The 22,731-nt window shown below is 71.1% G+C and carries 18 protein-coding genes; 8 read left to right on the top strand and 10 right to left on the bottom strand.

Annotation, left to right across the window (positions count from 1 at the left end):
* Positions 1-77: 77 nt before the first annotated feature.
* Positions 78-719, bottom strand: coding sequence for an HNH endonuclease family protein (locus ASD30_RS19545; RefSeq protein ID WP_056685775.1), 642 nt, complete (start codon positions 717-719; stop codon positions 78-80).
* 109 nt (positions 720-828) lie between these two features.
* Complete coding sequence (locus ASD30_RS19540; RefSeq protein ID WP_056685771.1) at positions 829-2,043, bottom strand: FAD-dependent monooxygenase; 1,215 nt, start codon at positions 2,041-2,043, stop codon at positions 829-831.
* Positions 2,044-2,181: 138 nt separating this feature from the next.
* Between ASD30_RS19540 and ASD30_RS19535 the strand changes: the two genes are divergently transcribed.
* Both ASD30_RS19535 and ASD30_RS19530 read left to right on the top strand, forming a co-directional pair.
* A complete protein-coding gene (locus tag ASD30_RS19535; RefSeq protein ID WP_056685768.1) occupies positions 2,182-3,012 on the top strand; it encodes an isocitrate lyase/PEP mutase family protein in 831 nt (276 codons plus the stop codon).
* A 112-nt stretch (positions 3,013-3,124) separates the two neighbouring features.
* Entirely contained in the window at positions 3,125-4,534 is a 1,410-nt protein-coding gene (locus ASD30_RS19530) for a WS/DGAT/MGAT family O-acyltransferase (protein ID WP_082564010.1), read from the top strand.
* A 5-nt stretch (positions 4,535-4,539) separates the two neighbouring features.
* Here the strand turns inward: ASD30_RS19530 and ASD30_RS27645 are convergent, their stop codons facing one another.
* The 3 genes from ASD30_RS27645 to ASD30_RS27635 are packed head-to-tail and all read right to left on the bottom strand — an operon-like array spanning position 4,540 to position 6,810.
* On the bottom strand, positions 4,540-5,226 hold the full coding sequence (locus ASD30_RS27645; RefSeq protein ID WP_056685765.1) for an esterase/lipase family protein: 687 nt from the start codon (positions 5,224-5,226) through the stop codon (positions 4,540-4,542).
* A 55-nt stretch (positions 5,227-5,281) separates the two neighbouring features.
* Positions 5,282-6,436, bottom strand: coding sequence for a site-specific DNA-methyltransferase (locus ASD30_RS27640; RefSeq protein WP_056685762.1), 1,155 nt, complete (start codon positions 6,434-6,436; stop codon positions 5,282-5,284).
* Complete coding sequence (locus tag ASD30_RS27635) at positions 6,433-6,810, bottom strand: hypothetical protein (protein ID WP_056685759.1); 378 nt, start codon at positions 6,808-6,810, stop codon at positions 6,433-6,435. Before ASD30_RS27635 ends, ASD30_RS27640 begins: the two co-directional genes overlap by 4 nt.
* A gap of 76 nt (positions 6,811-6,886) precedes the next feature.
* Between ASD30_RS27635 and ASD30_RS19510 the strand changes: the two genes are divergently transcribed.
* The gene (locus tag ASD30_RS19510; protein WP_056685756.1) at positions 6,887-7,633 is read left to right on the top strand and encodes a PIG-L deacetylase family protein; all 747 of its coding nucleotides are present in this window, start codon (positions 6,887-6,889) and stop codon (positions 7,631-7,633) included.
* A 239-nt stretch (positions 7,634-7,872) separates the two neighbouring features.
* On the opposite strand, the gene ASD30_RS19505 is transcribed toward ASD30_RS19510, so the two are convergent.
* Genes ASD30_RS19505 through wecB form a run of 5 tightly spaced genes read right to left on the bottom strand, consistent with a single transcriptional unit; the run spans position 7,873 to position 16,810 of the window.
* Positions 7,873-10,047, bottom strand: coding sequence for a glycosyltransferase family 4 protein (locus ASD30_RS19505; RefSeq protein ID WP_056685753.1), 2,175 nt, complete (start codon positions 10,045-10,047; stop codon positions 7,873-7,875).
* Between the two features lies 1 nt (position 10,048).
* The gene (locus ASD30_RS19500) at positions 10,049-11,740 is read right to left on the bottom strand and encodes a glycosyltransferase family 2 protein (RefSeq protein ID WP_056685750.1); all 1,692 of its coding nucleotides are present in this window, start codon (positions 11,738-11,740) and stop codon (positions 10,049-10,051) included.
* Positions 11,737-13,935 (bottom strand): acyltransferase family protein, encoded by a 2,199-nt coding sequence (locus ASD30_RS19495; protein ID WP_162251018.1) that lies wholly within the window; start codon positions 13,933-13,935, stop codon positions 11,737-11,739. Before ASD30_RS19495 ends, ASD30_RS19500 begins: the two co-directional genes overlap by 4 nt.
* On the bottom strand, positions 13,935-15,737 hold the full coding sequence (locus tag ASD30_RS19490) for a glycosyltransferase family protein (protein ID WP_200951198.1): 1,803 nt from the start codon (positions 15,735-15,737) through the stop codon (positions 13,935-13,937). Before ASD30_RS19490 ends, ASD30_RS19495 begins: the two co-directional genes overlap by 1 nt.
* Positions 15,734-16,810: a non-hydrolyzing UDP-N-acetylglucosamine 2-epimerase gene (gene wecB / locus ASD30_RS19485; RefSeq protein WP_056685747.1), complete on the bottom strand. Its 1,077-nt coding sequence runs from the start codon at positions 16,808-16,810 to the stop codon at positions 15,734-15,736. Before wecB ends, ASD30_RS19490 begins: the two co-directional genes overlap by 4 nt.
* A gap of 146 nt (positions 16,811-16,956) precedes the next feature.
* On the opposite strand from wecB, the gene ASD30_RS19480 reads away from it, so the two are divergent.
* The 5 genes from ASD30_RS19480 to ASD30_RS19460 are packed head-to-tail and all read left to right on the top strand — an operon-like array spanning position 16,957 to position 22,657.
* Positions 16,957-18,597, top strand: coding sequence for a glycosyltransferase family 4 protein (locus ASD30_RS19480; protein WP_056685744.1), 1,641 nt, complete (start codon positions 16,957-16,959; stop codon positions 18,595-18,597).
* Positions 18,594-19,865 (top strand): nucleotide sugar dehydrogenase, encoded by a 1,272-nt coding sequence (locus tag ASD30_RS19475; protein ID WP_056685740.1) that lies wholly within the window; start codon positions 18,594-18,596, stop codon positions 19,863-19,865. Before ASD30_RS19480 ends, ASD30_RS19475 begins: the two co-directional genes overlap by 4 nt.
* A complete protein-coding gene (locus ASD30_RS19470; RefSeq protein WP_056685737.1) occupies positions 19,862-20,722 on the top strand; it encodes an ABC transporter permease in 861 nt (286 codons plus the stop codon). The genes ASD30_RS19475 and ASD30_RS19470 overlap by 4 nt, the downstream gene beginning before the upstream one ends.
* A complete protein-coding gene (locus ASD30_RS19465; protein ID WP_056685734.1) occupies positions 20,715-21,506 on the top strand; it encodes an ABC transporter ATP-binding protein in 792 nt (263 codons plus the stop codon). Before ASD30_RS19470 ends, ASD30_RS19465 begins: the two co-directional genes overlap by 8 nt.
* Entirely contained in the window at positions 21,503-22,657 is a 1,155-nt protein-coding gene (locus ASD30_RS19460) for a glycosyltransferase (RefSeq protein ID WP_056685731.1), read from the top strand. Before ASD30_RS19465 ends, ASD30_RS19460 begins: the two co-directional genes overlap by 4 nt.
* Positions 22,658-22,731: the final 74 nt, after the last annotated feature.

Below are 22,731 nucleotides of genomic sequence, written 5' to 3'. Positions count from 1 at the left end.
GCCACCCGGAGCCGGGCGCGGGCCGACCTGTGGAGAACCGGTACGCGAACTCACCTGTGCACGATCAGCGGCCCGGATCAGCGAGCCAGCGTCACCGTGATCGTGGTGTTGGTGCAGGTGCCGGCGAGCGTGGTCATCGCCGACTTCTCGCCGCTGTCGACGCTCAGCCGCCACCGGTGCTTGACCGCCACGAACTCCCGCAGGTAGCGGCACTTGTCGTACGTCGGCAGCCACTCCCGCACGTCCTGGTCGCCCTTGGCCTGGTTGACGTTGTCGGTGACACCGACCAACGACCGCGAGTCGCCGAGGTCGTTGGCATAGCCCTCGCGCTCGGCCGCACTCCACGTGCGGGCGCCGGAGTCCCAGGCCTCGGCCAACGGCACCATGTGGTCGATGTCGATGTCGGACGGGGCGTACCAGGAGACCCGGTCGTAGTAGCTGTACCAACGCCCACCGCTCAGCGTGCACGTGCCGGTGCGGGTGGGCGGGTCGTCGGCCTCCGCGAGGAGCACCTCGTTGCGGGTGTTGCAGCCGTCGCCGTCGGCGTCGATCCAGTGGTTGAACTTCGACCGGTCGTAGCCGGTGCGGACCTCGGTGGCGACGGGCAGGTCCGAGACGGCGGTCTGTAGTGGTGCCGAGTAGTCGTCGGCGTACGCCGTGACCGGCAGGCCGATCAGCAGTGCGGTGAAGGTGAGGACGGTGGCAAGGCGAGGCAGCATGAGGACGTCTCCCGAGTGAGATGCGTGGTCGACCTCCAGACAACACCGAATCGGTCCGCGCCGGAACCCCCTGCCCCCGGACCTCGGCCCGGACCGGGCAGCTGCCTCGTCACGGTTGCTGCTGCTCGAAGTCGGGAAGGTCGATGTCCGCTGCCTTGCCGGCCTGGCGTTCCATGATCCCGCGCATCGGCCAACGCAGCATCGACCGCATCGAGGCGGCCTGGAGACGGATTCCGGTGCGGGTCATCGGCGCGAAGCTGCGGACTCCCCCGGGAGGCAGCTGCTGGCAGGCGTCCGCATAGGGGCGCAGCCGCGACTCGTACTGACGGAACGCGCGGGCATGGTCGCCGCCGGCCGCGGCCAGCTCTGCGGCCAGCAGGTAGCCGCCGACCAGGGCCAGGCTGGTGCCGAGGCCGGTCAGGGGTGTGGGGCAGTAGCCGGCATCCCCGACCAAGGCGGTCCGTCCGCGCGTCCAGTGCGGCATCCGCACCTGGCCGAGTGGGCTGAAGGCGAGGTCGGGAGCCTCCTGCGACGCCTCGACCAGTAGGCGCACCCGACCCTCGAGGTCACCGAAACGGTCCCCCAGCTCGCGACGCTGGTCGGCGAGGTCGAGCCGCTGCCACGGCAACGGGGCCGACCGGAAGCTCAGCGACGCCTTCGACTCGACGGCATCGCGGCCCGGCCGGACCGACGCGACGCGGCCACCGGGTGCGTTGTGCATCTGGTACCACCCGTCGAGCTCGGGGATGCCCGGCGCGGTGAACCAGGCCGTGTAGCAACCCAGCGGCACGACGGTGCCCGAGTCGTCGCCGAAGGCCAGTCGGCGCACCCTCGAGTGCAGTCCGTCGGCTCCGACGACCAGCCCGAACGACTCCTCGGTGCCGGACCGGAACCGGACGTGGACGGCGTCGTCGCGATCGTCCATCGCCTCGATCGAGTCGCCGAACCGGTAGTCCACGTGGGGCGAGGTGGCCTCGAAGAGCAGGTGGACGAGGTCGCCCCGGAGGATCTCGACCTCGGAGATGAGGCCCTCCCCACCGAAGGCGTCGGCCGGCATCCTGACGGTGACCTTGCCCTCGGCGTCGACCCATTCGATGCCGCGCTGGTCGAGCGAGAGCTCGCGAGCCCGGTCGAGCAGGCCCATCCGCTCGATCACGGTCCGGCCGGCGCCGCGCAGGTCGACGGCCTGACCACCCGGTCGTACGTCGGGGGCGAGCTCGACGACCGTGACGTCGTACCCGGACCGGTGCAACCAGTGGGCCAGCGCCGGGCCGGCGATGATGGCCCCCGAGATCAGTACCCGCCCGTTCGCCGTGCTCACCATCTGACCCTCCTCGACGCGACGATAGACCCGGCCCCGGGGGCGTCCAAGGTATTTTCCGCCGCCCGGAACGCAGGGCCGGGCGCGGCGGGACGCGACCGGCGTACGCTGGAAATTCCCCGTCAGCGAGGAGTCCCGCGGATGCCCCACGAGCGAGTGAAGAGGTTCCATCGCCTGCACGCCTCGGGCTGTTTCGTGATGCCGAACCCGTGGGACGCCGGCAGTGCCCGGGTCCTCGAGGAGATGGGCTTCGAGGCACTCGCCACGACCAGCGCCGGCTTCGCCTGGACCACGGGCGTGGGCGACAACCAGGTCGGGCTCGAGGCGTCCCTCGAACACCTGCGCATGATCGCGGACTCCGTGGACGTGCCCGTCAACGCCGACTTCCAGGGCGGGTTCGCGGTGGACCCGCAAGGCGTCCACGACCATGTGCTGCTCGCCGCTGCCACCGGCATCGCCGGCCTCTCGATCGAGGACTCGACCGGGGACCAGTCAGACCCGCTGCACGAGTTCGACCTCTCGGTGGAGCGGGTGCGGGCCGCACGAGCCGCCATCGACGACAGCGGCACCGGCGTGCTGCTCACCGCGCGGTCCGAGGGGTTCGTGGTCGGCCGCCCCGACATCGACGAGACGGTCCGCCGGCTCGAGGCCTACTCCGCGGCCGGTGCCGACTGCCTCTACGCACCCCGCATCACCACCGTCGCCGAGGTGGCGGCGGTGCTCGCGGCGGTGTCCCCCAAGCCGGTGAACCTGCTGATCAACGCGCCGTTCCTGAGCGTCACCGAGGCAGCCGCACTCGGCGTACGCCGGATCAGTGTCGGCGGCACCCTGGCCCGCGCCGCGTGGCGAGGATTCCTGGACGCCGCGCAGGAGATCAAGGACGACGGAACGTTCACCGGGTTCACCCAGCTGCCCGACGTCGAGGGGCTGCTCTCGGCCCCGAGACCGGGGCGAGCGGGACGTCACACGTAACCCGCGGCCCCGCCGCTGCGTTGGCACGTTGTCGATGCCCTCGACAAGCAGTTCCGCTCACGCAAGGATCGAACTTCCGGTGCAGTCCGGGAGAAAGCAGAGGTACACAGAAGTGGCCACGCCGATTGACCCGACTTCGACCGCCTTCCTCGTGGCGGAGAACCGCAACATGCCCATGCACGTCGGCGGGCTGCAGCTGTTCGAGAAGCCGGAGGGCGCCGGCCCCGACTACATCAAGGACCTCTACGAGCAGATGCGCTCCCCGGAGGCGATCGCACCCCTGTTCCTCAAGCACCCCCGCAGGTCCCTGGCCACGGCCGGCCAGTACGTCTGGGCGGAGGACGAGCTCTTCGACATCGAGCACCACGTGCGCCACAGCGCGCTCCCCCAGCCCGGGCGCGTGCGTGAGCTCCTCGACCTCTGCTCGCGCCTGCACAGCACCCGCCTGGCCCACGAGCGCCCGCTATGGGAGGCCCACGTCATCGAGGGCCTCAAGGACGGGCGCGTCGGTCTCTACACCAAGATCCACCACTCGCTGGTCGACGGCGTCTCGGCAATGCGCCTGACGCAGAGCGTGCTGTCCGGCGACCCCGACAAGCGCGACATGCCGGCCCCGTGGGCCCAACGGCCCCGCCCGCCCAAGGCCGTGCAGACGGCTGCCGAGGCGGAGCGCAACCTCGCCGTCGTACCCATGAAGGCACTGCGTAGCGCGCTCGGGATGAGCGCCGAGGCAGCGGGCCTCCCGAGAGCCCTGCTGCGCACCCTCAACAGCGGCGTGCGCAACGAGACGTCGGCGGTGTCTCTCTACGCCCCGCGCACGATCTTCAACCAGACCATCACCGGGTCACGCCGTTTCGCCGCCCAGGACTGGCCGATCGAGCGCATGCGGGCGATCGGCAAGGCGACCGGCACCACGATCAACGACGTCGTCCTCGCCATGTGCAGCGGGGCGGTGCGCGCCTATCTCGTCGAGCTCGACGCGCTGCCCGACACCACGCTGGTCTCGATGGTGCCGGTGGGCCTGAACGCCAAGCAGGCACAGGTCGCCTCGGCCGAGGGCGGCAACGCGATCGGCACCGTGATGGTCAAGCTCGGCACCGACCTGGCCGATCCCGCCGACCGCCTCCGCAGCATCCACAAGTCGATGCTCGAGGGCAAGCGCGCGCTGTCGTCGATGAGCCCGATGCAGATCCTGGCGATGTCCGCGATCGGAATGGCCCCGGCGATGCTCACCCCGATGCTGCGCATGCAGGGCGTGATCCGGCCGCCGTTCAACCTGATCATCTCCAACGTGCCCGGCCCGCGGACGACGCAGTACTTCAACGGCGCCAAGCTCGTCGGCATGTACCCGCTGTCCATCCCGATCCACGGCATGGCGCTCAACATCACCTGCACGTCGTACGACGGCCAGATGGGCTTCGGGCTCACCGGGTGCCGCCGGACCGTGCCGCACCTGCAGCGGCTGCTGACGCACCTCGACAACGAGCTGTCCGCGCTAGAGAAGGCCGCCGGCGTCCAGTAGGCCGGTCAGCGGACGGCGTTCGCCACCCCGGTGTACGTCGATCCGTCGGCCAACAGGCCCAGGTGACCCACGCAGCCGGTCTGGGTGTTGGTCGCGCCGCTGAGGATCACCGACGTGTCGGGGTTGATGATCTCGTCGCACGGCGACCAGAAGGTCCGGTAGTTCATCGAGCCGGGCGTCTCGTCCCCGGAGTTGAGCGCGGTGAGGAACGTCGATCCCGGTCGCATGTCTCCGCAGGACGTGGTCCAGCAACCCCACGCGAAGTTCGTGCCGTGGTTGGGGCCGCCGATGCTCACCCAGTCGTCGACCTTGGCGGTGCCGCCGAGGTTCTTCAGGTAGTAGCGCGAGGACAGCCCGCCCATCGAGTGGGTGACGATGTCGACCTTCGACGCGCCGGTGCGGGCCAACACCTCGTCGACGTACGCGCGCAGCTGGCCAGCCGTGGTCACGTTGGACTGCGTGAAGTCGTAGTCCCAGGCGTAGAGCTCGTCGGCCGACCAGCCGTCGGCCTCGAAGCGGCCGACGTAGTAGTCCCAGTTCCACGAGGCGCCGCTCCAGCCGTGGACGAAGATGACGGGGTCGTGCCCGGCCGCCGTTGCCGTCGAGCGTGGCGCCGCCTGCGAGGCGGTCGGTCCGAGCACTGTCAGGAACAGGGCGAGGGTGGCGATGACGGCAAGAGCGATCCGACGCATGGGACCTCCGAGATGAGTGAGTGAGCCGTCGCCGAACCTAGTGTGACGGCGGTCACTACGACAAGGGTCGGCGTACGTCGAGTCCGCCGCCGAGCGTCTCGGCGACGGCCCGCAGCCTCGCCTCGGTGATCGCGCTGACCGTCTCGAGTCCGGCCAGCTGCGCGTTGGACCCGGGCCGAGTGGGCTCGGGCGAGTTGATCGAGATGCACGTGCGGCTGCCGCCGTCGTCGGCGTTGGCCAGCGCCGTGGCGTGCCCCGTCGTACCGCTGCCGGCGAAGAAGTCGAGCACGACCGCGTCGTCGGGGAAGCACTCCAGGATCCGGCGGACCAGGCCGGTCGGCTTCGGCGACTCGAAGACGTGGCCCACGATCGCCTTCAGCTCGGCCACCGCGGTGTCGGTCGAGCCGACCTCCTCGGCCAGCCAGATCGTCTTCAGCTTCTTGCGCCGACCGTCGTGCAGCCAGTCGCGCTGGAAGATGTCGACCCGCTCCCCCAGCCGGCCGCGGATCTCGCGACACACCAGGTCGTCGGGGCGGGCCTCGATGCGCGGCACCGACCAGCGCCAGACCGCCGGGGTGCCGTCGCCGAACACCGGCAGCACCTCGACGGCTCCCTCGAACGGCGCGGTCGCCACCTCGCCGGTCACCGGCGAGCCCCACAACGGGAAGTGCAGCGTGCGCGCGGTCGCCGGGTTGAACTTCTTGTTGGTGTTGCGCAACGGGAGGTGCCGGAACCGGCGGCCGTCGACGGCCTCCTGCGGGAAGTCGGCCGGGTCGACGTGGTGCGTCGAGGTCGCGTCGAGCACACACGCGTCGACGTCGCGGGCGTAGACCAGCAGGTATTCGTGGGAGGTGGCGAAGAAGTTGCCGAGCTGCCTGCCCTTGGGGTTGAGGTTCACCACGATCTGGGCGATGAAGTTGCGTTCGTCGTACACCTCGTCCATGAGCAGGCGCAGGTGGGCGACCTCGTTGTCGTCGATGGAGACGAAGATCGCGCCGCCGTCGGAGAGCAGGTCGCGCGCGGCCTCGAGGCGCGGCCGCATCATGTCGGTCCAGGCACGGTGCCGGTCGCGGCCGGTGCCGTGGCGGTCGTTGTAGGCGAAGTCGTTGCCGGTGTTGTACGGCGGATCGATGTAGACCACGTCGATGCTGCCCGGCTCGAGAGTGGGCAGCACGTCGAGGTTGTCGCCCTCGACGAAGACGTTGGTCAACGCCGTCCTCGCGGCAGCACCCGACGGGCCGGCTTCGGCTCCGGGTGGATCCGCTTGGCGAGGTCGGTGTGCGCCAGCAGCACCTCGAACGGCAGCTCCGACGGCGGGTACGTCGCGATCGGCTGGTCGCCGGTGAACACGACGTACGACGTGGTGCCCGACGGCGCCACCTTGAGGATCGAGCCGTCGACCACCGTGGCGGCATGGGCCAGCGCCTTGCGTCGTGCGGTGAGGCTGCGGGCGCGTTTCGTGGCCGAGGCCGCGGCCTTCCTGCCGCCGTTGTCCCAGGCGATCTTGGCCTGCGGGCCGTACTTGACGGCGACCTTCACGCCGGCGCCGATCACGACGACAGCGGTCTTGGCCTTCTTGCCCATCGGAATCCCCTCTGCTCGACTGGGGCAACCCTAACGGGGTCTCCCGCGGCGGGCGTCCGCGTGCCAGTCTGGGGACATGAGTGACGCACCCCCTTCCCTGAGCCCCCTGGACGAGACCTGGGAGCGTGCGCTGTGCATCGTGGCGCACCCCGACGACATGGAGTTCGGTGCGGCCGCGGCGGTGGCCCGATGGACCGGCCAGGGGAAGCAGGTCGTCTACTGCATGGTGACCAGCGGCGAGGCCGGCATCGACGGCCTGCACCCCGACGAGTGCCGCAGCGTCCGTGAGGCCGAGCAGGTCGAGTCGGCGCGCATCGTCGGCGTCGACGAGGTGGAGTTCCTCGGCCTCCAGGACGGCGTCATCGAGTACGGCGTCGCGTTGCGGCGGGTGCTCGCCGAGGTGGTGCGGCGGCATCGTCCGGAGATCGTGGTCACCGGCAACTTCCACGACACGTTCGGCGGCCGGAACCTCAACCAGGCCGACCACATCGCCGTCGGACGTGCCGTGCTGGACGCCGTACGCGACGCGGGCAACCGGTGGATCTTCGCCGAGCAGCTGACCGACGGACTCGAACCGTGGGGCGGCGTACGCGAGGTCTGGGCGGCGGGCTCACCGCTGGCCGAGCACGGCGTCGACACCACCGACACGTTCGAGGCGGGCGTCGACTCGCTGCGCGCACACGGCGCCTACATCGACGGCCTGGGCTGGGAGAACTTCGACCCGGCTGAGATGCTCGAGGGCTTCGGCCGGGCCACCGGCACCCGCATGGGCGTCACCTTCGCCGCCCCCTTCGAGGTCTTCCCCATGGGCTGGGGCGACTGACCCACCGATACTCCCTGACGTTTCGGCCCTTCCGTGGGGATACTCCCTGACGTTTCGGCCCTTCCGTGGGGATACTCCCTGACGTTTCGGCCCCTCTGTCGGGATACTCCCTGACGTTTCGGCCCTTCCGTGGGGATACTCCCTGACGTTTGGGCCCCCCGGGACGGAAGTTTCAAGGGCCCGAACGTCAGGGACTATCGAGACTTGAGGGCCCGAACGTCAGGGAGTATCGGGAAGGTTCAGGCGAGGAGGGTGCGGTAGGTGGCGTCGACGATGGACGTGACGTGGCGCCAGTCGCGGTTCTCCAGCACCCATTCACGAGCCGCACCACCGAGGCGGTCCCGCAGCGCCGGCGACTCGAGGAGCCGTTCGAGCGTGTCGGCCAGGGAACGCGCGCACCCCTTGTCGAAGACCAGTCCGGTGCGGCCGTCGTCGACGATCTCGGTCAGCGCGGCCACCGACGAGGTCACCACGGCATTGCCCATCGCCATCGACTCGAACGGCTTGATCGGCGAGATCGCCTCACACACCGGCAGCGGCAGCCGCGGGAACGGCGTGATGTCGAAGAGCGAGAGGTACGACGCCACCTGGTCGTGGGGCACGCGTCCGGTGAAGGTGACCACGTCGTCGAGACCGAGCGAGGTCGAGAGCGCGTGCAGCTGCGACTCGAAATGACCGTCGCCGACGACGACCACGTGGAAGTCCGGACCCGATGAGCCCGCGCGCTCCTTGAGCAGCGCCACCGCCTCGAGCAGCAGGTCGAGCCCCTCGTAGTCGACCAGCCCGCCGGCGTAGCCGATGACGGTCTTGCCGGTCAGCCCCAACGAGGCGGCCAGGTCGGCGTCGCGTGGCCGGGGCGTGAACTGGTCGGTGTGCACGCCGTTGGGCAGCACGACCAGCTTCTCCGCGTCGACCCCACGCTCGATCATCAACGCACGCAGGGCTTCGGTGATCACGAAGACCCGGTCGGCGGCGTGGCAGATCGTGGTCTCGAGGTCGGCGGTGAACCGGTGGCGGTCCGAGGACTCGAAGGCCGGGTCGCGCGAGACCTTCATCAGCTCCTCGAGCCCGCGCATCTCGTAGACGAACGGCAGCCCGAGCCGCGCGGCCGCCTGTTGCGCGGCCAGCCCGTTGACGTGGAACGACGACGCGTGGATCAACGAAGCACGATGACGCCGCGCATGGGCTTCGATCGCGGCGGCGTACTTGTCGACGTACGACGCCAGCGGGTACTGCCGGTAGACGCGGGCGTCGGTGAGCACCCGGTGGTAGCGGATGCCGTCGATCTCGTCGACCGGCGGCACGACGCGGGTGTCGTGCTTGGACCAACGGTCGTAGGGGAAGCCCGGTCTGGTCACCGCCTCGACCGACCACCCGTCGGCGACCAGACCGGTGAGGATGCCGTGGGTGCGGGTCGCGTAGCCGCCGGAGAGGTGCGGCAACGACTGGGCCAGCACCGACAGCACGTGCCGCGGCGCGGTGTCGAGGCGCAGGTCCCCGCGCGGCGTCGGCGTCCAGCCCTCACGCACGACCCGCAGCTGGTCGGTGGCGCTGGACCAGGTGTCGCGCGCCCAGAGGTCGTCGGGACGCAGCGCGAGCGAGTGGTTGACCAGCGTCTCGGCGGCGGAGGTGTAGCCGGCGGTCAGCGCCCGCGCGGCGGCCTTGCGCAGCTCGAGGGCGGCCTCCTTCACCAACGCCGGTACGTCGTCCGCGGCCGGCGGGTGCGCGCTCACCTGGGCGGCCAGGCGGTCCCAGTCGCGCCGCCGGTCGAGGGCGCGTGCCACGGCGGGCGTGGGCCGGCGCAACTGCTCCCACCAGTGGGCGAGCACCGGGTCGAGCGGGTCGGCCGCGACCAGCGCGATCTCGGCCTCCACCTCGGCCAGCCGCTCGTCGAGACCGTCGATGCCCCAGCGCGCCAGGTGGGTGCGCCAGGCCTCGACCGACTCACGATCTGCGGAGCGGAGCGCCTCCACCACCAGGGCGATCTGCGCGCGGTTCCGCGGCCGTTGGCCCAACGCGCGGGCCAGGGCCGTCGCCGCCTCGTCCGGAGAGGCGGACTGCGCCAGGCGTCGATGGATCAACGAGGTCTCGACGTCGTCGTCCAGCGCGGCCGCCGTACGGGCCGCCTCCAGGGCGGAGCCGTGCTGTCCGGCGGCGGACCTGGCCTCGGCGACCAGCGCCCAGGCCCGGCCACGGACCCTCGAGTCGGTGTCGGCGTCGAGGAGCGGTGCGACCACAGCCTCGGCGTCACCACCGGCCTTGAGCACCCGACGGGCCTCGGCGACGCGGGCCCGGCCCACGAGCTGGCCGGCGCGGCCCGGAGCGACCGGCAGCTTGCCGAGGGCAGTGGCGCCCCGGGTGCGGAGGGCACGTCTGGCGCGGCCCCTCATCTGGACGAACGGAGTCACGGACATGTCAGACCTCCACGTGCTGGCGGGGATCGCCGTAGAACTCGAGCCGCCCGTGGGCGGTCATGAAGGACGCGTCGTCGACGGTCCAGGTGTGCGCGTGCCGGTCGAGGCCGCGCACGGAGACGAAGTTGAACCGGTCCGCCGACCAGATCTTCACGCCGTCGGAGATGGCCCGGTCGAGGATGTCGCTGTCGACCGCGCGTGGGATGTCGGAGAACCGCAGGCCGCGCACCACGTCGCCGTCGAAGAGCATCGAGCCGCCCTGGATGCGGCGTACGTAGCTGTGCTCGGTCTCCGGGTAGCGCAGGACCACGGCCCCGGTCGACCGCAGCCACACGTAGTGCGCCCACTTGCCGACGATGCCGGCACCACTGCTCACCCCGGCGTCCAGCAGGTCGGTGAGGTAGTGCGTGCCGTAGTGGTTGTCGTCGTCCATCTTCGCCACGAACGCCCCGCTCGAGGCCCCGAGTCCGAGGTTCATGCAGGTGCCCAGCGTGGCGGTGCGCGGAGCGTCGACCACGGTCAGGTGGGGTACGCCGGCCGCCTCCGCGCGCACCACGAGGTCGGCCCGGTCGAGGTCGATGCCGTGGAGGACGAGCACGAGCTCGACGTCGCGGTGGGACTGGCGACCGACGTTGGCCAGCACGTTGTCGATCTCGTGGGGCCGGTTGGTCGGCACGATGGCCGAGACGGAGCGGTCGGTCAGCCGTGGTGGCGCGATGCCGTCCAGCAGCAGGTCGACGCGGTCGTCGAGGCGATGGCCGGTCTGCACCGCACGGTGCAGCGCCAGCCCTTCACGGTCGCGAAGCTCCGGCTGCTCGACGCGGGCGATGATCTCGCTGCGCAGGGCACGGGCGTCACGGGCGCGGACGACCTTTGCCTCGAGGTCGGCAGGCACGGGCAGCCGGTCGAGGGTGACCACCGGCGTGCGGAGGGCGCCTGCGTCGAGCAGCGTCGAGACGTCCTCGACGCGGTGACGTGGTGCGTCGACGAGCAGGGCCGCCTCGTCGAGCGGCACCGGGTGCGACGCCCGGCCGCGCAGCACCCTGCTCACCGGGGCGTCCGGGTCGCGCAGGTGCACCGAGACACCGTCGAGGGGCCGGACCGCCTTGACCACGTCGGCCGCCACTGCCCCGGCGACACGCGGGTCGACGGGTCCGTCGACGACGAGGACCGCACCACTGCGGTCGACACCCGCCGCGGTACGGCGTACGTCGACACCGACCGGCAGCTCGGTCACCTCGTCGGACACCGACTTCCACGCGTCGAGGTGCGCCGGGTCGGCCACGAAGACGCGGGCACCGGCCTCGACCAGCGCGGTCACGCCTGCCGGTGGTCCACCGGCGGTCGCCCAGGCCACGACGGGTACGCCGGCCCGGGTCGCCGAACGCAGGGCCGCCGAGACCACGAGGTCCTCGTGCCCGGGCACCGCACCGTCGACGTACTCGACGAGGAGGAGGTCGGCGTCCGTGAGCTCCTGCCCACCCACGGCGCCGACCAGATCAGGTAGCACGCTCTGGCGCCACTGGGCGGCCAGCCCGTCAGTCAGGCGACGACCCGCCAGCACCACCGCGCGCACGTCGGGCCGCAGCGGCCCTCGCTCCGGCGGCAGCGCCCACGCCTCGGTGGTCGCGGAATCAGCGGGGCGAGGCCGGAGGCCCGAGGCCACCTGCCGAAGGCGGGCGAGGCGGCTCATCGCACACCTGCCTTCGCCAGCGCCTCTTCGACCCGTGGGGCGAGCGTCTCGATGTAGGTCTTGGTGATGTGCGAGCCCTGGCGGTAGACCAGCACGTTGCCGATCACCGGCGCGCACTCGTCGGTCGGGCAGATCGCGTCGACCAGGTCGAGGAAGTAGAGACCCGTGTCGCCGGCACCGCTGTCGGACGCGGCGCCCGGAGAGATGTCGACCGCGCCGAGCTCGTCGGCGGCCGCCTTCTGCACCCCGACCCCACTGGCCTCGACGCCGTGGTCGCGGTCGTAGGTGCACTGGGTGAGGTCGTCCTGGTGCTCGGAGACGCAGGCGTAGACGTCGCTGCCGGTCTGCGGGGTGTCGGCGAGTACGACGACCTCGATGCCGGCGTCACGCAGCTGGGTCCAGGCATCCTCCAACCCGGCCTGCATGGTGTCCTCGCTCATGTCGTCGCCGTCGCCGGTCAACGCGGAGTCGCGCTGGCCCGCGGTCACCACGACGTCCGGCTTCTCGTCGCCGGTGAGCCGGTCGAGGACGTCGCCACCCCATTCACGGCAGGTGTCGTAGGGCTCGCCGTCCAGCACGGAGGTGGCCGTCGAGAACTGGCAGGCCGACTTCGTGTAGGTCACGATCCGCCAGTCGTGGGTCTTCGCGAGCACCTGGAAGGCCGGCACCCACTGGGCGGCCTTCGAGTCACCGACGACCGCGATGGTGGTCTTCGCGTCGGCCGCGCCGTACTCGCAGGTGGCGACCTCGGCCACGTCGGAGTCGACCTGGCAGCCCTCGGCGTACAGGTCGGGCACGTCCTTGGGTGCCTCGAGCGGGTTCGGCGTGATGCCGCCCTGCACCGAGTCGACCGGTTCGCCGGCCGGGTCGTCCTTCGGTGAGCTGGCCGAGAGCGCCATCGAGCCCTTGACGTTCGCCGGGTCGATGGTGGGCCCGGCGGCCTTGCCGAAGAGCGCCACCAGCATCAGCCCGGCGACGACCGCGATGAGGGTGCAGTTGACCCCGAGGGACAGGGACACCTTGGTGTTGCCGACGAACTTCGAGTTCCGAAGCGGGTTCTCGACGAGGTGGAAGGTCAGCCAGGCCGGGATCACCGACGCCGTGACGATGACCAGTCCGGTCAGCACCGAGATGCCGCCGAAGTGCTCGCGGGCCACGATCAGCAGCGGCCAGTGCCACAGGTAGAGCGAATAGGTGAGGTAGCCGATGAACAGCATGAACCGGTTGCCCAGGATCGCCACCGGTCCCTTCGGACCGGCCGCGACACCGGCCGCGATCATCAGGCCCGCGCCCACGGTCGGCAGCACGGCGTAGTAGCCGGGCCAGGTGATCTCGGAGGTGTAGATGCGCCCGGCCAGCAGGATCATGCCGAGGCCGGCCCAGGCCAGCACGATGGCCAGGCCCTTCGGGATCCGGTCGAGGCGGGTGGCCAGGATCGCCACGAAGGCCCCGATCGTGAACTCCCACATGCGTGTGGTGGTGATGAAGTAGGCCCGCTCGCTGGCGAAGAACGACTGGTGCACCGCCCAGGCGAAGGACGGCAGGGCGACCAGGGCGAGACCGACCAGCAGCGCCGGCTTGCGTCGTACGCCGAGTCGCGCGGCGAGCACCACGGCGCCGAGCAGCAGGATCGGCCACACGAAGTAGAACTGCTCCTCGACCGACAACGACCAGTAGTGCTGCACGGCCGACGGGGTGATGTCCTCGGCGAGGTAGTCGACCGAGCGGTCGGCCAGGCGCCAGTTCACGAAGTAGAGCGCGGACGCGACGATGTCGCCGCCGGTGGTCTCCCACCTGATCTTCGGCACCCACAGCCAGGTCATCACGGCGGTCGCGCCGAGCACCACTGAGGCGGCCGGCAGCAGGCGCTTGGCCCGGCGCGCGTAGAAGCCGAGGAGTCCGACGCGTCCGGTGCGGTCGACCTCCTTCATCAGCTGACCGGTGATCACGAACCCGGAGATGACGAAGAAGACGTCGACGCCGACGAAGCCGCCGGGGAAGAGCATCAGCCCTGCGTGGTAGGGCAGGACGAGGAAGGTGGCGACGGCGCGCAGGCCCTCGATGTCGCGGCGGATCCGGCTGTTGCCCTTGGCCGCCTTGGTCGTGTCGTTCCTGCCGGCTCGGCGCTTGGGGCCGTCGGCGCGGTCAGGGCTGTCGTTCGGGTCTACCTTCAGACCGTCAGCGATGAGCGTCATCATGCCTCCGCATGCGGGTAGGGGTTGCCGTAGAACAGGAGCCGCGACGAGCGCGCCATCAACTGCTTCTCGGTGATCGGCCAGGTGTGGCTGCCGGGGTCGACCCGGCGCACGGACACAAAGTTGAAGCGATCCGCGGAATAGGTGGTCAGGCCGCGCGCCTTGACCTTCTCGAGGAACGTGGTGTCGACCCGGCGCGGCAGGTCCTCGAAACGCACGTCGCGGGCCAGCTCGCGACGGGTCAGCAGAGTGCCGCCCTGCACCAGGTCGGTGAACCGGTGCTCGGCGTGCTCGAAGCGCAGCAGCGTGGCGCCACTGGACTCGAGGTGCACCAGGTGCGCCCACTTGCCGGCCACGTCGGCGCCGGAGTAGTCCAGCGCCCGCACCAGGTCGGTCAGGTAGTGCCGGCCGTAGAAGTTGTCGTCGTCGACCTTGGCGACGAGCTCGCCGTCGGCCGCGTCGACGCCGAGGTTCATGCAGGCGCCGAGGGTGAGCGACGCGTCGGCATACCTGGTGACCACGTTGTCGAGCCCGGCGCGTGCCGCGCGCACGGCCAGGTCCGCCGGTGCCTCGAAGCCGTGGGTGACCAGCACCAGCTGGAGGTCGCGGTGGCTCTGGCTGCCGAGCATGGCGAGCACGTGGTCGAGCTGCTCGGGCCGCATGGTCGGGACGACCGCACTGACCTGCGTGGTGGTCGAACCAGTGGAGATCACCTCACCGGGTCTCGAGACGCTCGCTGACGCTCGCTCCTCGACCAACGGAAGATCGAGACCTAGGGAGCGCAGCACCGTGTCCACGCGGTGCGTGCAGAGGTGCTCGTCGAACACCCGACGGTGCGCCTTGAGCGCCTGGCGGTCGCGGTACTCGTCCTGGCCGAGCAGCACGTCGATCGCGGCGCGCGCCTCGTCGGCGTCGCGGACCACCTCGAGGTCGGAGCCGAAGAACGGCTCGATGCTGGCCGCCGGCGTGGTGATCACCGCGGTCTGCGCGGCGGAGAGCTCGAAGAGCCGGCGGCTGCACATCGTCTTGGAGCCGGTCACCGAGTTCACGTTCAGGAAGACCTTGTACGCCGAGTAGGCCGCGAGCATCTTCGGATAGGGCAACGACCCGACGACGTGGCTGCGGTAGGGCGCCGGGAACCGGTAACGCTTGTCGCCACGCTGCATGCGCGACCAGATGTGCAGTCCGCGGTCGAGCGCCGGGCGCAGCAGCTGCTCCATCTGCTCGCGGCGCTCCGGGTGCTTCTCGGCGAACCAGGTGCCGGCGAACGCGATCGGCAGCACCCGGCCCTTGCCGCGGCGTACCGGGTTGTGCAGCCGCGGCTGGGCGGAGAAGGGCAGCAGGTCGATGCGCTCGTGGCCGAGGTCGCGCTGGTAGACCGGGATCCGGTCGGCGTCGACGGTGAAGACCTGGTCGAAGAGCCGGGCGGTCTCGAGGAAGACGTCGTAGTTGGGCGGGTCCTCCTTGTTCCAGAACACGGTCGGGATGCCCTCGTCGCGGCACCACGCCACCAGGGCGCGCAGCTCCGGCGATGGCTGGTGGTCGCGGGTCATGTGCAGCCGCCAGGCACCGTCGTTGCCGTTCCACGCCGACTCGACGAAGAGCAGGTCGGGGCGCTGCTCCGTGAGGACCGCCCGCCAGTCGGTCGGCGTCACCTTCACCTGGTGCCACTCGTAGCCGAAGGCCAGCTCGGAGAACGGGTCGAGGATCACCGCCGCCTTCGTCGTCCGGGCCGGGTGCACCTCGGGCAGCTCGAACGCCGGCAGGCGGGGTCGGCGTACCCGGCGCAGCAACCGGCTCACAGGAACTCCTGGAGCACGGCGGCGATGCGGGCACCGGCCTGGCCGTCCCACAGCGGCGGCACCCGGTGGGTCGTCGCAACAGGCGCAGCGAGCACGTCGGCGAGGACGAACGGGACGTCCTCGCGGGTGACCAGCTGGTTGGTGCCGTGGGTGATCGTCACCGGTCGCTCGGTGTTGGGCCGCAACGTCAGGCAGGGGATGCCGAGGATCGTGGTCTCCTCCTGGACGCCGCCTGAGTCGGTGACGACCGCCCGGGCGCCGCGGACCAGGCCGAGGAACTCGACGTACCCCTGGGGGTCGAGCACGACCACGCGCGGGTGGTCGAAGAGGCCGACTGCCTCGAAGGCCGCCCGCCCGCGCGGGTGCAGGGGCAGCACCAGGTCGACCTGGTCGGCCACCGCGTGCAGCGCCTTGACCAGTGCCGAGGCGTCGGCCGGGTCGTCGACGTTCGCCGGACGGTGCAGGGTGGCGACGGCGTAGTCACCCTCGAGGCCGTGGCGTGCGCGGGCGGCGGCGACGTCGAACCGGTCGAGGTTGGCCAGCAGTGTGTCGATCATCGGGTTGCCGACCAGATGGATCCGGTCGGCAGGCACACCCTCGTTGCCGAGGTGGGCGACCGCGTCGGGGCTGGTCGCGAAGAGCAGGTCGGAGAGCCGGTCGGTGACCAGGCGGTTGACCTCCTCGGGCATGGTGCGGTCGAAGGAGCGCAGGCCGGCCTCGACGTGGGCGATCGGGATCTGCAGCTTCGCGGCGACCAGGGCGGCGGCGACGGTCGAGTTCACGTCGCCGTAGACGACCACGATGTCGGGCCGCTGGGCCAGGAACAGCTCCTCGAGGCCGGTCATGATGCGGGCGGTCTGGGTGGCATGGCTGCCCGAGCCGACGCCGAGGTCGACGTCCGGGGTGGGCAGGCCGAGCTGGCGGAAGAACACCTCCGACATCGCCTCGTCGTAGTGCTGGCCGGTGTGCACCAGCGTCTGCTCGAGGCCGAGCTCGGCGGCGGCCGCGATCACCGGAGCCGCCTTCGGGAAGTTGGGGCGGGCTCCGGCCACATGGGTGAGCTTCGTGGTCATGGGGGCCTCTCCTGGTGGATCTACGACGTGGGACCTGGACGACGACACGACTCGATTCGCCGCTTCGTTACTATATCTAGTAAGTTACTGTACTTAGTAATCGAGGGACGCCACGGCGCGCCCGTCACCACACGAGAGGAGCAGCCATGACCGCGTCACGCACGACGGCCCGACTGCTCCTCGCCGCCCGCAACCTCCCGATCGCCGCCTCGGTGGTCCGGAGGCATCTGGCCCGCGGGCGCGGACACACCGCCTCGATCGGCGCACGTGTCCTGCCCGGCGTCGCCGGCCCGCTCACCCGCCTGGTCACCACCTCCGGGCGCGGGCCGGCGTACGCCGAGGCACAGACGGCGTACGCCGCGGGCGAGCTGAGCCGGGCCCATGAACACGCCATCCGCGCCGGTCGCTCCGGCGACCGCCTGCGCGAGCACCTCGCCGGCGAGCTGTCGGTGCTGAGCACCGCCCCCCAGACGTCGGCTCCGGAGCGCCCCCTGCACCCGGGCACTCCGGAGCCGACTCCCTCCGTCCTGCACCTGGTGACGAACTCGCTCCCCCACTCCGTCGCCGGCTACACGACCCGCACCCAGGGCCTGCTGGCTGCCCAGCGCGCCGCGGGCACCGACGCGCGTGCGGCCACCCGCATCGGCTACCCGGTGACCCGCGGCCACCTCGCCGTCCCGGCGGTGGAGTACGTCGACGACGTCCCCTACCACCGCATCCTCACCACCGTGCCGTTGCGCGCCGACCGGGCGCTGGCCAAGGACGTCGAGCGCACCGCCCGCCTCGTGGAGCGGATGCGGCCCGCCGTGCTGCACGCGCACAGCAACCACCTCAACGCCCGGGTCGCCCTGGCCCTGCGCGAGCGGTTCGACCTGCCCGTGGTCTACGAGGTGCGTGGCTTCCTGGAGGAGACCGAGCGCTCCCGCCGCGGGCCCGACGCGTTGCCCAACGAACGGCAGCGGCTGAGCCGGGCGGTCGAGACGCACTGCATGCGCGAGGCCGACGCCGTCCTCACGATCAGCGAGGTGATGCGCGAGGCGATCGTGGCCCGCGGCATCCCGGCCGCCAAGGTGCACGTGGTCCCCAACTCCGTCGGCGACCAGTTCGTGGCGCCGGGTCTCGATACGCTCGCTGGCGCTCGCTACTCGACCACCGAAAAGCAGGAGGCTCGGTGGTCGAGTGCCGCCGAGGCACGAGGCGGTGTATCGAGACCGGTCACCGTCGGCGCGGTCGGCACCCTCAACGACTACGAGGGCCTCGGCGTCCTCATCGACGCGGTGGCCCTGCTGCCCCCGGGCACCGCGCGCCTGCTCCTGGTCGGCGACGGGCCGGCCAGAACCGCGCTCCAGGCCCGGGCACGTGCCGCAGGCATCGACGCCGAGTTCACCGGGCGGGTCAGCCCCGACCGGGTCGTCGCGCAGCACCAGCGCATCGACATCTACGCCACGCCCCGCCTCGACCTGCCGGTGACCCGGCTGGTGCCGCCGATCAAGCCGGTCGAGGCACTGGCGCTGGGTCGTCCGGTGGTGGCCAGCGACCTGCCGCCGCTGCGCGAGCTGGTCCGCGACGGACACAACGGCCGGCTGGTCCGCGCCGGAGACGCGCACGCCCTGGCCGACGTGCTCGCCGAGCTGGCCGCCGCCCCCGATGTACGACGACGGCTCGGTGCCAACGGCCGGGCCGACGTGCTCGCCCACCGCACCTGGGAACGGGCCGCACAGACCTGCGCCCGCCTCTACGACGAGATCCGCACCGGCACCTGCCTGATCGAAGGAGTCACCTCATGACCCGGACCACTGACCTCGACCTCGTGGTCGTCGGCCTCGGCTACGTCGGGCTGCCGCTGGCCCAGGCCGCCACCGCCGCGGGCCTGCGCGTCGCCGGCCTCGACCTGAACCGCGCCGCCGTCGACGGCCTCAACGCCGGCGTCTCCCACGTCGACGACCTGAGCGACGACGACGTCGCTGCCATGGTGTCCACCGGGTTCCGGGCCACCGACGACCCGGCCGTCCTCGCCGACGCCGACGTCACCGTCATCTGCGTGCCCACCCCGCTCAGCCCCGACGGCGGCCCGGACCTCGGCGCGGTCACCTCCGCCGTCCGGGCCATCGCCGAGCACCTACTGCCCGGCCGGCTCGTGGTGCTGGAGTCGACCACCTACCCCGGCACCACCGACGAGCTGGTCCGCCCGATCCTCGAGGAGGCCTCCGGACTGGTCGCCGGCGAGGACTTCGCGCTGGCCTTCTCCCCCGAGCGGATCGACCCGGGCAACCCGACGTACGGCCTGGTCAACACGCCCAAGGTCGTCGGCGGCCACACGGCGTCGTGCACCGCGCGGGCCGCGGCGTTCTACGGTAAGTTCGTGCACACGATCGTCGAGACCGCCGGCACCCGCGAGGCCGAGACCGCCAAGCTGCTGGAGAACACCTACCGGCACATCAACATCGCGCTGGTCAACGAGATGGCCCGCTTCTGCCACGAGCTCAAGATCGACCTGTGGGACGTCATCCGCGCCGCGTCCACGAAGCCGTTCGGCTTCCAGGCCTTCCACCCCGGGCCCGGCGTCGGCGGGCACTGCATCCCGATCGACCCGAACTACCTCTCCCACAACGTGCGCGCCAAGCTCGGCTACCCGTTCCGGTTCGTGGAGCTGGCCGAGGAGATCAACGCCACCATGCCGTCGTACGTCGCACACCGCGCGCAGAACCTGCTCAACGACCACGCCAAGGCGATCCACGGCTCCACCGTGCTGCTGCTAGGCGTGACCTACAAGCCCAACATCGCCGACCAGCGGGAGTCCCCGGCGGTGCCGCTGGCCAAGGCGCTCGACACCCTCGGAGCCCGCGTGGTCTACCACGACCCGCGCGTCGAGGAGTGGGACGCCGGCGTGCCGGTCACCCGCGCCGATGACCTGGCCACCGCGATCGCGTTCGCCGACCTGGTCATCCTCGTGCAGGCCCACGACGAGTACGACGTCCCGTCGCTGGCCGCCGACGCGCGCCTGTTCTTCGACACCCGTGGCGTGACCACCGGGCCCGAGGTGAACAGGTTGTGAGCACGGCGCCCAGCCCGCTGGCCGCGCTGGCCGCCGAGCACGGCCTCCAGCGGGTCGGCGTACGCCCGCCCCTGCGTCGCTACCTGGCCACGATGTGGCAGCGGCGGCACTTCGCGGTGTCCCTTGCCGGGTCGAAGGCCTACGCGCGCAACCAGGGCAATTACCTCGGCCAGGTCTGGGCGCTGCTCAACCCGGTGCTGTGGGCGCTGGTCTACCTGCTGGTCTTCGGCGTGCTGCTCGACACCAGCCGCGGCGTGGAGAACTTCATCGGCTTCCTGGTGGTCGGCGTCTTCATGTTCCACTTCAGCTCGGCCAGCATCACCACCGGCTCGAACGCGATCGTAGGCAACCAGGGCCTGATCACCTCCCTCCAGTTCCCGCGGGCACTCCTGCCGATCGCGTCGGTGCTGGCCGAGCTGGTCACTCTGGTCCCCGCGCTCGTCGTGCTGCTGGTCCTGGTGCCGCTGACCGGCGAGCCATTCGCCTGGACCTGGCTGCTGCTCCCCCTCGCGGTGGGCCTGCAGTGGGTCTTCGGCACCGGGGTCGCCCTGGTCTGCGCGCGGCTCGTCTCGCAGTGGCGCGACGTGAAGCAGCTGATCCCGTTCGTGCTGCGCGCGCTGATGTACGTCTCCGGGGTCTTCTTCTCCATCGACCACTACGTCGGCAGCGGCACCGCGGCCGCCGTGCTCTCGCACCAGCCGGTCGCGGTCTACCTCGAACTGGTGCGCGGCACGTTGCTCTCCGAGGTCCCTCTCACCCCTGCCCTGTGGGCCTGGGCTGCCGGGTGGGCCCTGGTCACCCTCGTGCTGGGCTTCGTCTTCTTCTGGCACGCCGAGGAGAGGTACGGCCGTGGCTGATCGCCCCTCCCTCATCGTCGACGACGTGCACGTCACCTATCGCACGTACGGCGGACGCCGACTGACCGCGCGACAGCAGAAGACCTGGCACACGATCGGCCGCCACGTCGGTGCGGTCGACAAGGTCCGCGCAGTCCGTGGCATCTCGTTCGTGGCCGACCACGGCGAGTCGATCGGTGTGATCGGCCACAACGGCTCCGGCAAGAGCACGCTGCTGCGCGCCATCGCCGGCGTCCTGCCGACCGAGTCCGGCGCCGTGTACGCCGACGGCACGGCCTCCCTGCTCGGAGTCAACGCGGCCCTGATGCGCGACCTGACCGGTGAGCGCAACATCGTGCTCGGCGGCCTCGCCCTCGGCCAGACGCCAACCCAGGTTGAGGAACGCTTCGACGAGGTCGTCGACTTCGCCGGCATCGGCGACTTCCTGCAGCTGCCGATGCGGGCCTACTCGTCCGGCATGGGATCGCGACTGCGGTTCGCGATCTCGTCGGCGGCCCGCCCCGACATCGTGATGATCGACGAGGCGCTCTCGACGGGCGACGCGGAGTTCCGCCGGCGCAGCCGCGAACGCGTGGACCAGATCCGCTCGGAGGCCGGCACGGTGCTGCTGGTCAGCCACTCAATGTCGACGATCCGCTCCATGTGCGACCGGGTGCTGTGGGTCGACGGTGGACGACTTCGTCTCGACGGCCAGGTCGACGAGGTGCTCGAGGCCTATGCCGAGGCGACCGGCCGACCCGTTGCCCGCCGTACTCCTGCCCGGTCCCGGGCGGTGGCGGGATGACGCTGCCCGCACGCGCCCTGGTGGTCACGGTCGTCCACCACCCGGAGGACGCTCGCATCCGGCACCGCCAGATCGCCTCGCTGCTCGAGGCCGGTTGGCAGGTGACCTATGCGGCGCCCTTCTCCGGCTACGGACTTCCGGTGCCGCCTCCGACTGCGCAGCTGACCACGGTCGACGTGCCGCGCGCCCTGGGCACGTCACGGCTCGCCTCGATGCGCGCGGCCAGGGCGCTCCTCGACCGACTCGGTGACGACCACGACATCGTGCTGCTGCACGATCCCGAGCTGCTCCTCGCGGTCGGCAGCTTCCACCACCCGCATGTCGTGTGGGACGTGCACGAGGACACCGCCGCCGCGATCTCGCTGAAGCCGTGGCTGCCCGCCGGGCTCGGTCGGCCCGCGGCCTGGGCGGTCCGCCGGATCGAGCGCCGTGCCGAGCGCCGCCACCATCTCCTGCTCGCCGAGGAGGCCTACCAGCTCCGCTTCCGCAAGCGGCATCCCGTCGTGCCCAACACCACGCGCGTGCCGCAGGACCCGGCTCCGCCCGATGACCCGCGAGTGGTCTACGTCGGCCATCTCTCGCGGGCCCGTGGCGTGCACGAGCTCGTCGAGCTGGCGCGCTTGCTGGCGCCGACCGGCATCATGGTGCAGGCCATCGGCCATGCCGACCAGGAGGCCACCGCGGCGCTGACCGACGCGTCCTCACGGGTCGACTGGCTCGGCTTCCTGCCGCACGACGAGGCGATGAAGCACGTCGACGGCGCCCAGGCCGGGCTCTCCCTGCTGCACGACGAGCCGAACTACCGGCACTCCCAGCCGACCAAGGTCGTCGAGTACATGGCGCACGGCGTCCCGGTCATCACGACTCCGCTCCCCCGGGCCGAGCACCTGGTCACGTCGGTCGGGTCGGGCGTCGTCGTACCGTTCGGCAAGCCGTCCGCCGGGTCATCCGTGACGGCGGCTTCCGCCGCAGCGTCGCAGGTGGCCTCGGCCGTCGCGGACGCCGTACTGGCGTTGCACGCGGAACCCGCCACCCGCCTGCGGATGGGCACCCTCGGCCACCGGCACGCCGCCGACCACCTCGACTGGGCCCGCCGTTCCGGCGAGTTCGTCAGCCGGCTCGGCGCCATCGCCAACGCCCCGGATCGATAGTCCCTGACGTTTCGGCCCCCAGAACTGGATACTCCCTGACGTTTCGGTCCCCCCATCACGGTGGAGAAGGGCCG

This window comes from Nocardioides sp. Root140 (assembly GCF_001426745.1).
Classification (GTDB): Bacteria; Actinomycetota; Actinomycetes; order Propionibacteriales; family Nocardioidaceae; genus Nocardioides.
The sequence above is the reverse complement of the archived record's forward strand: the minus strand, read 5'-3'. Positions and strand labels throughout refer to the sequence as shown.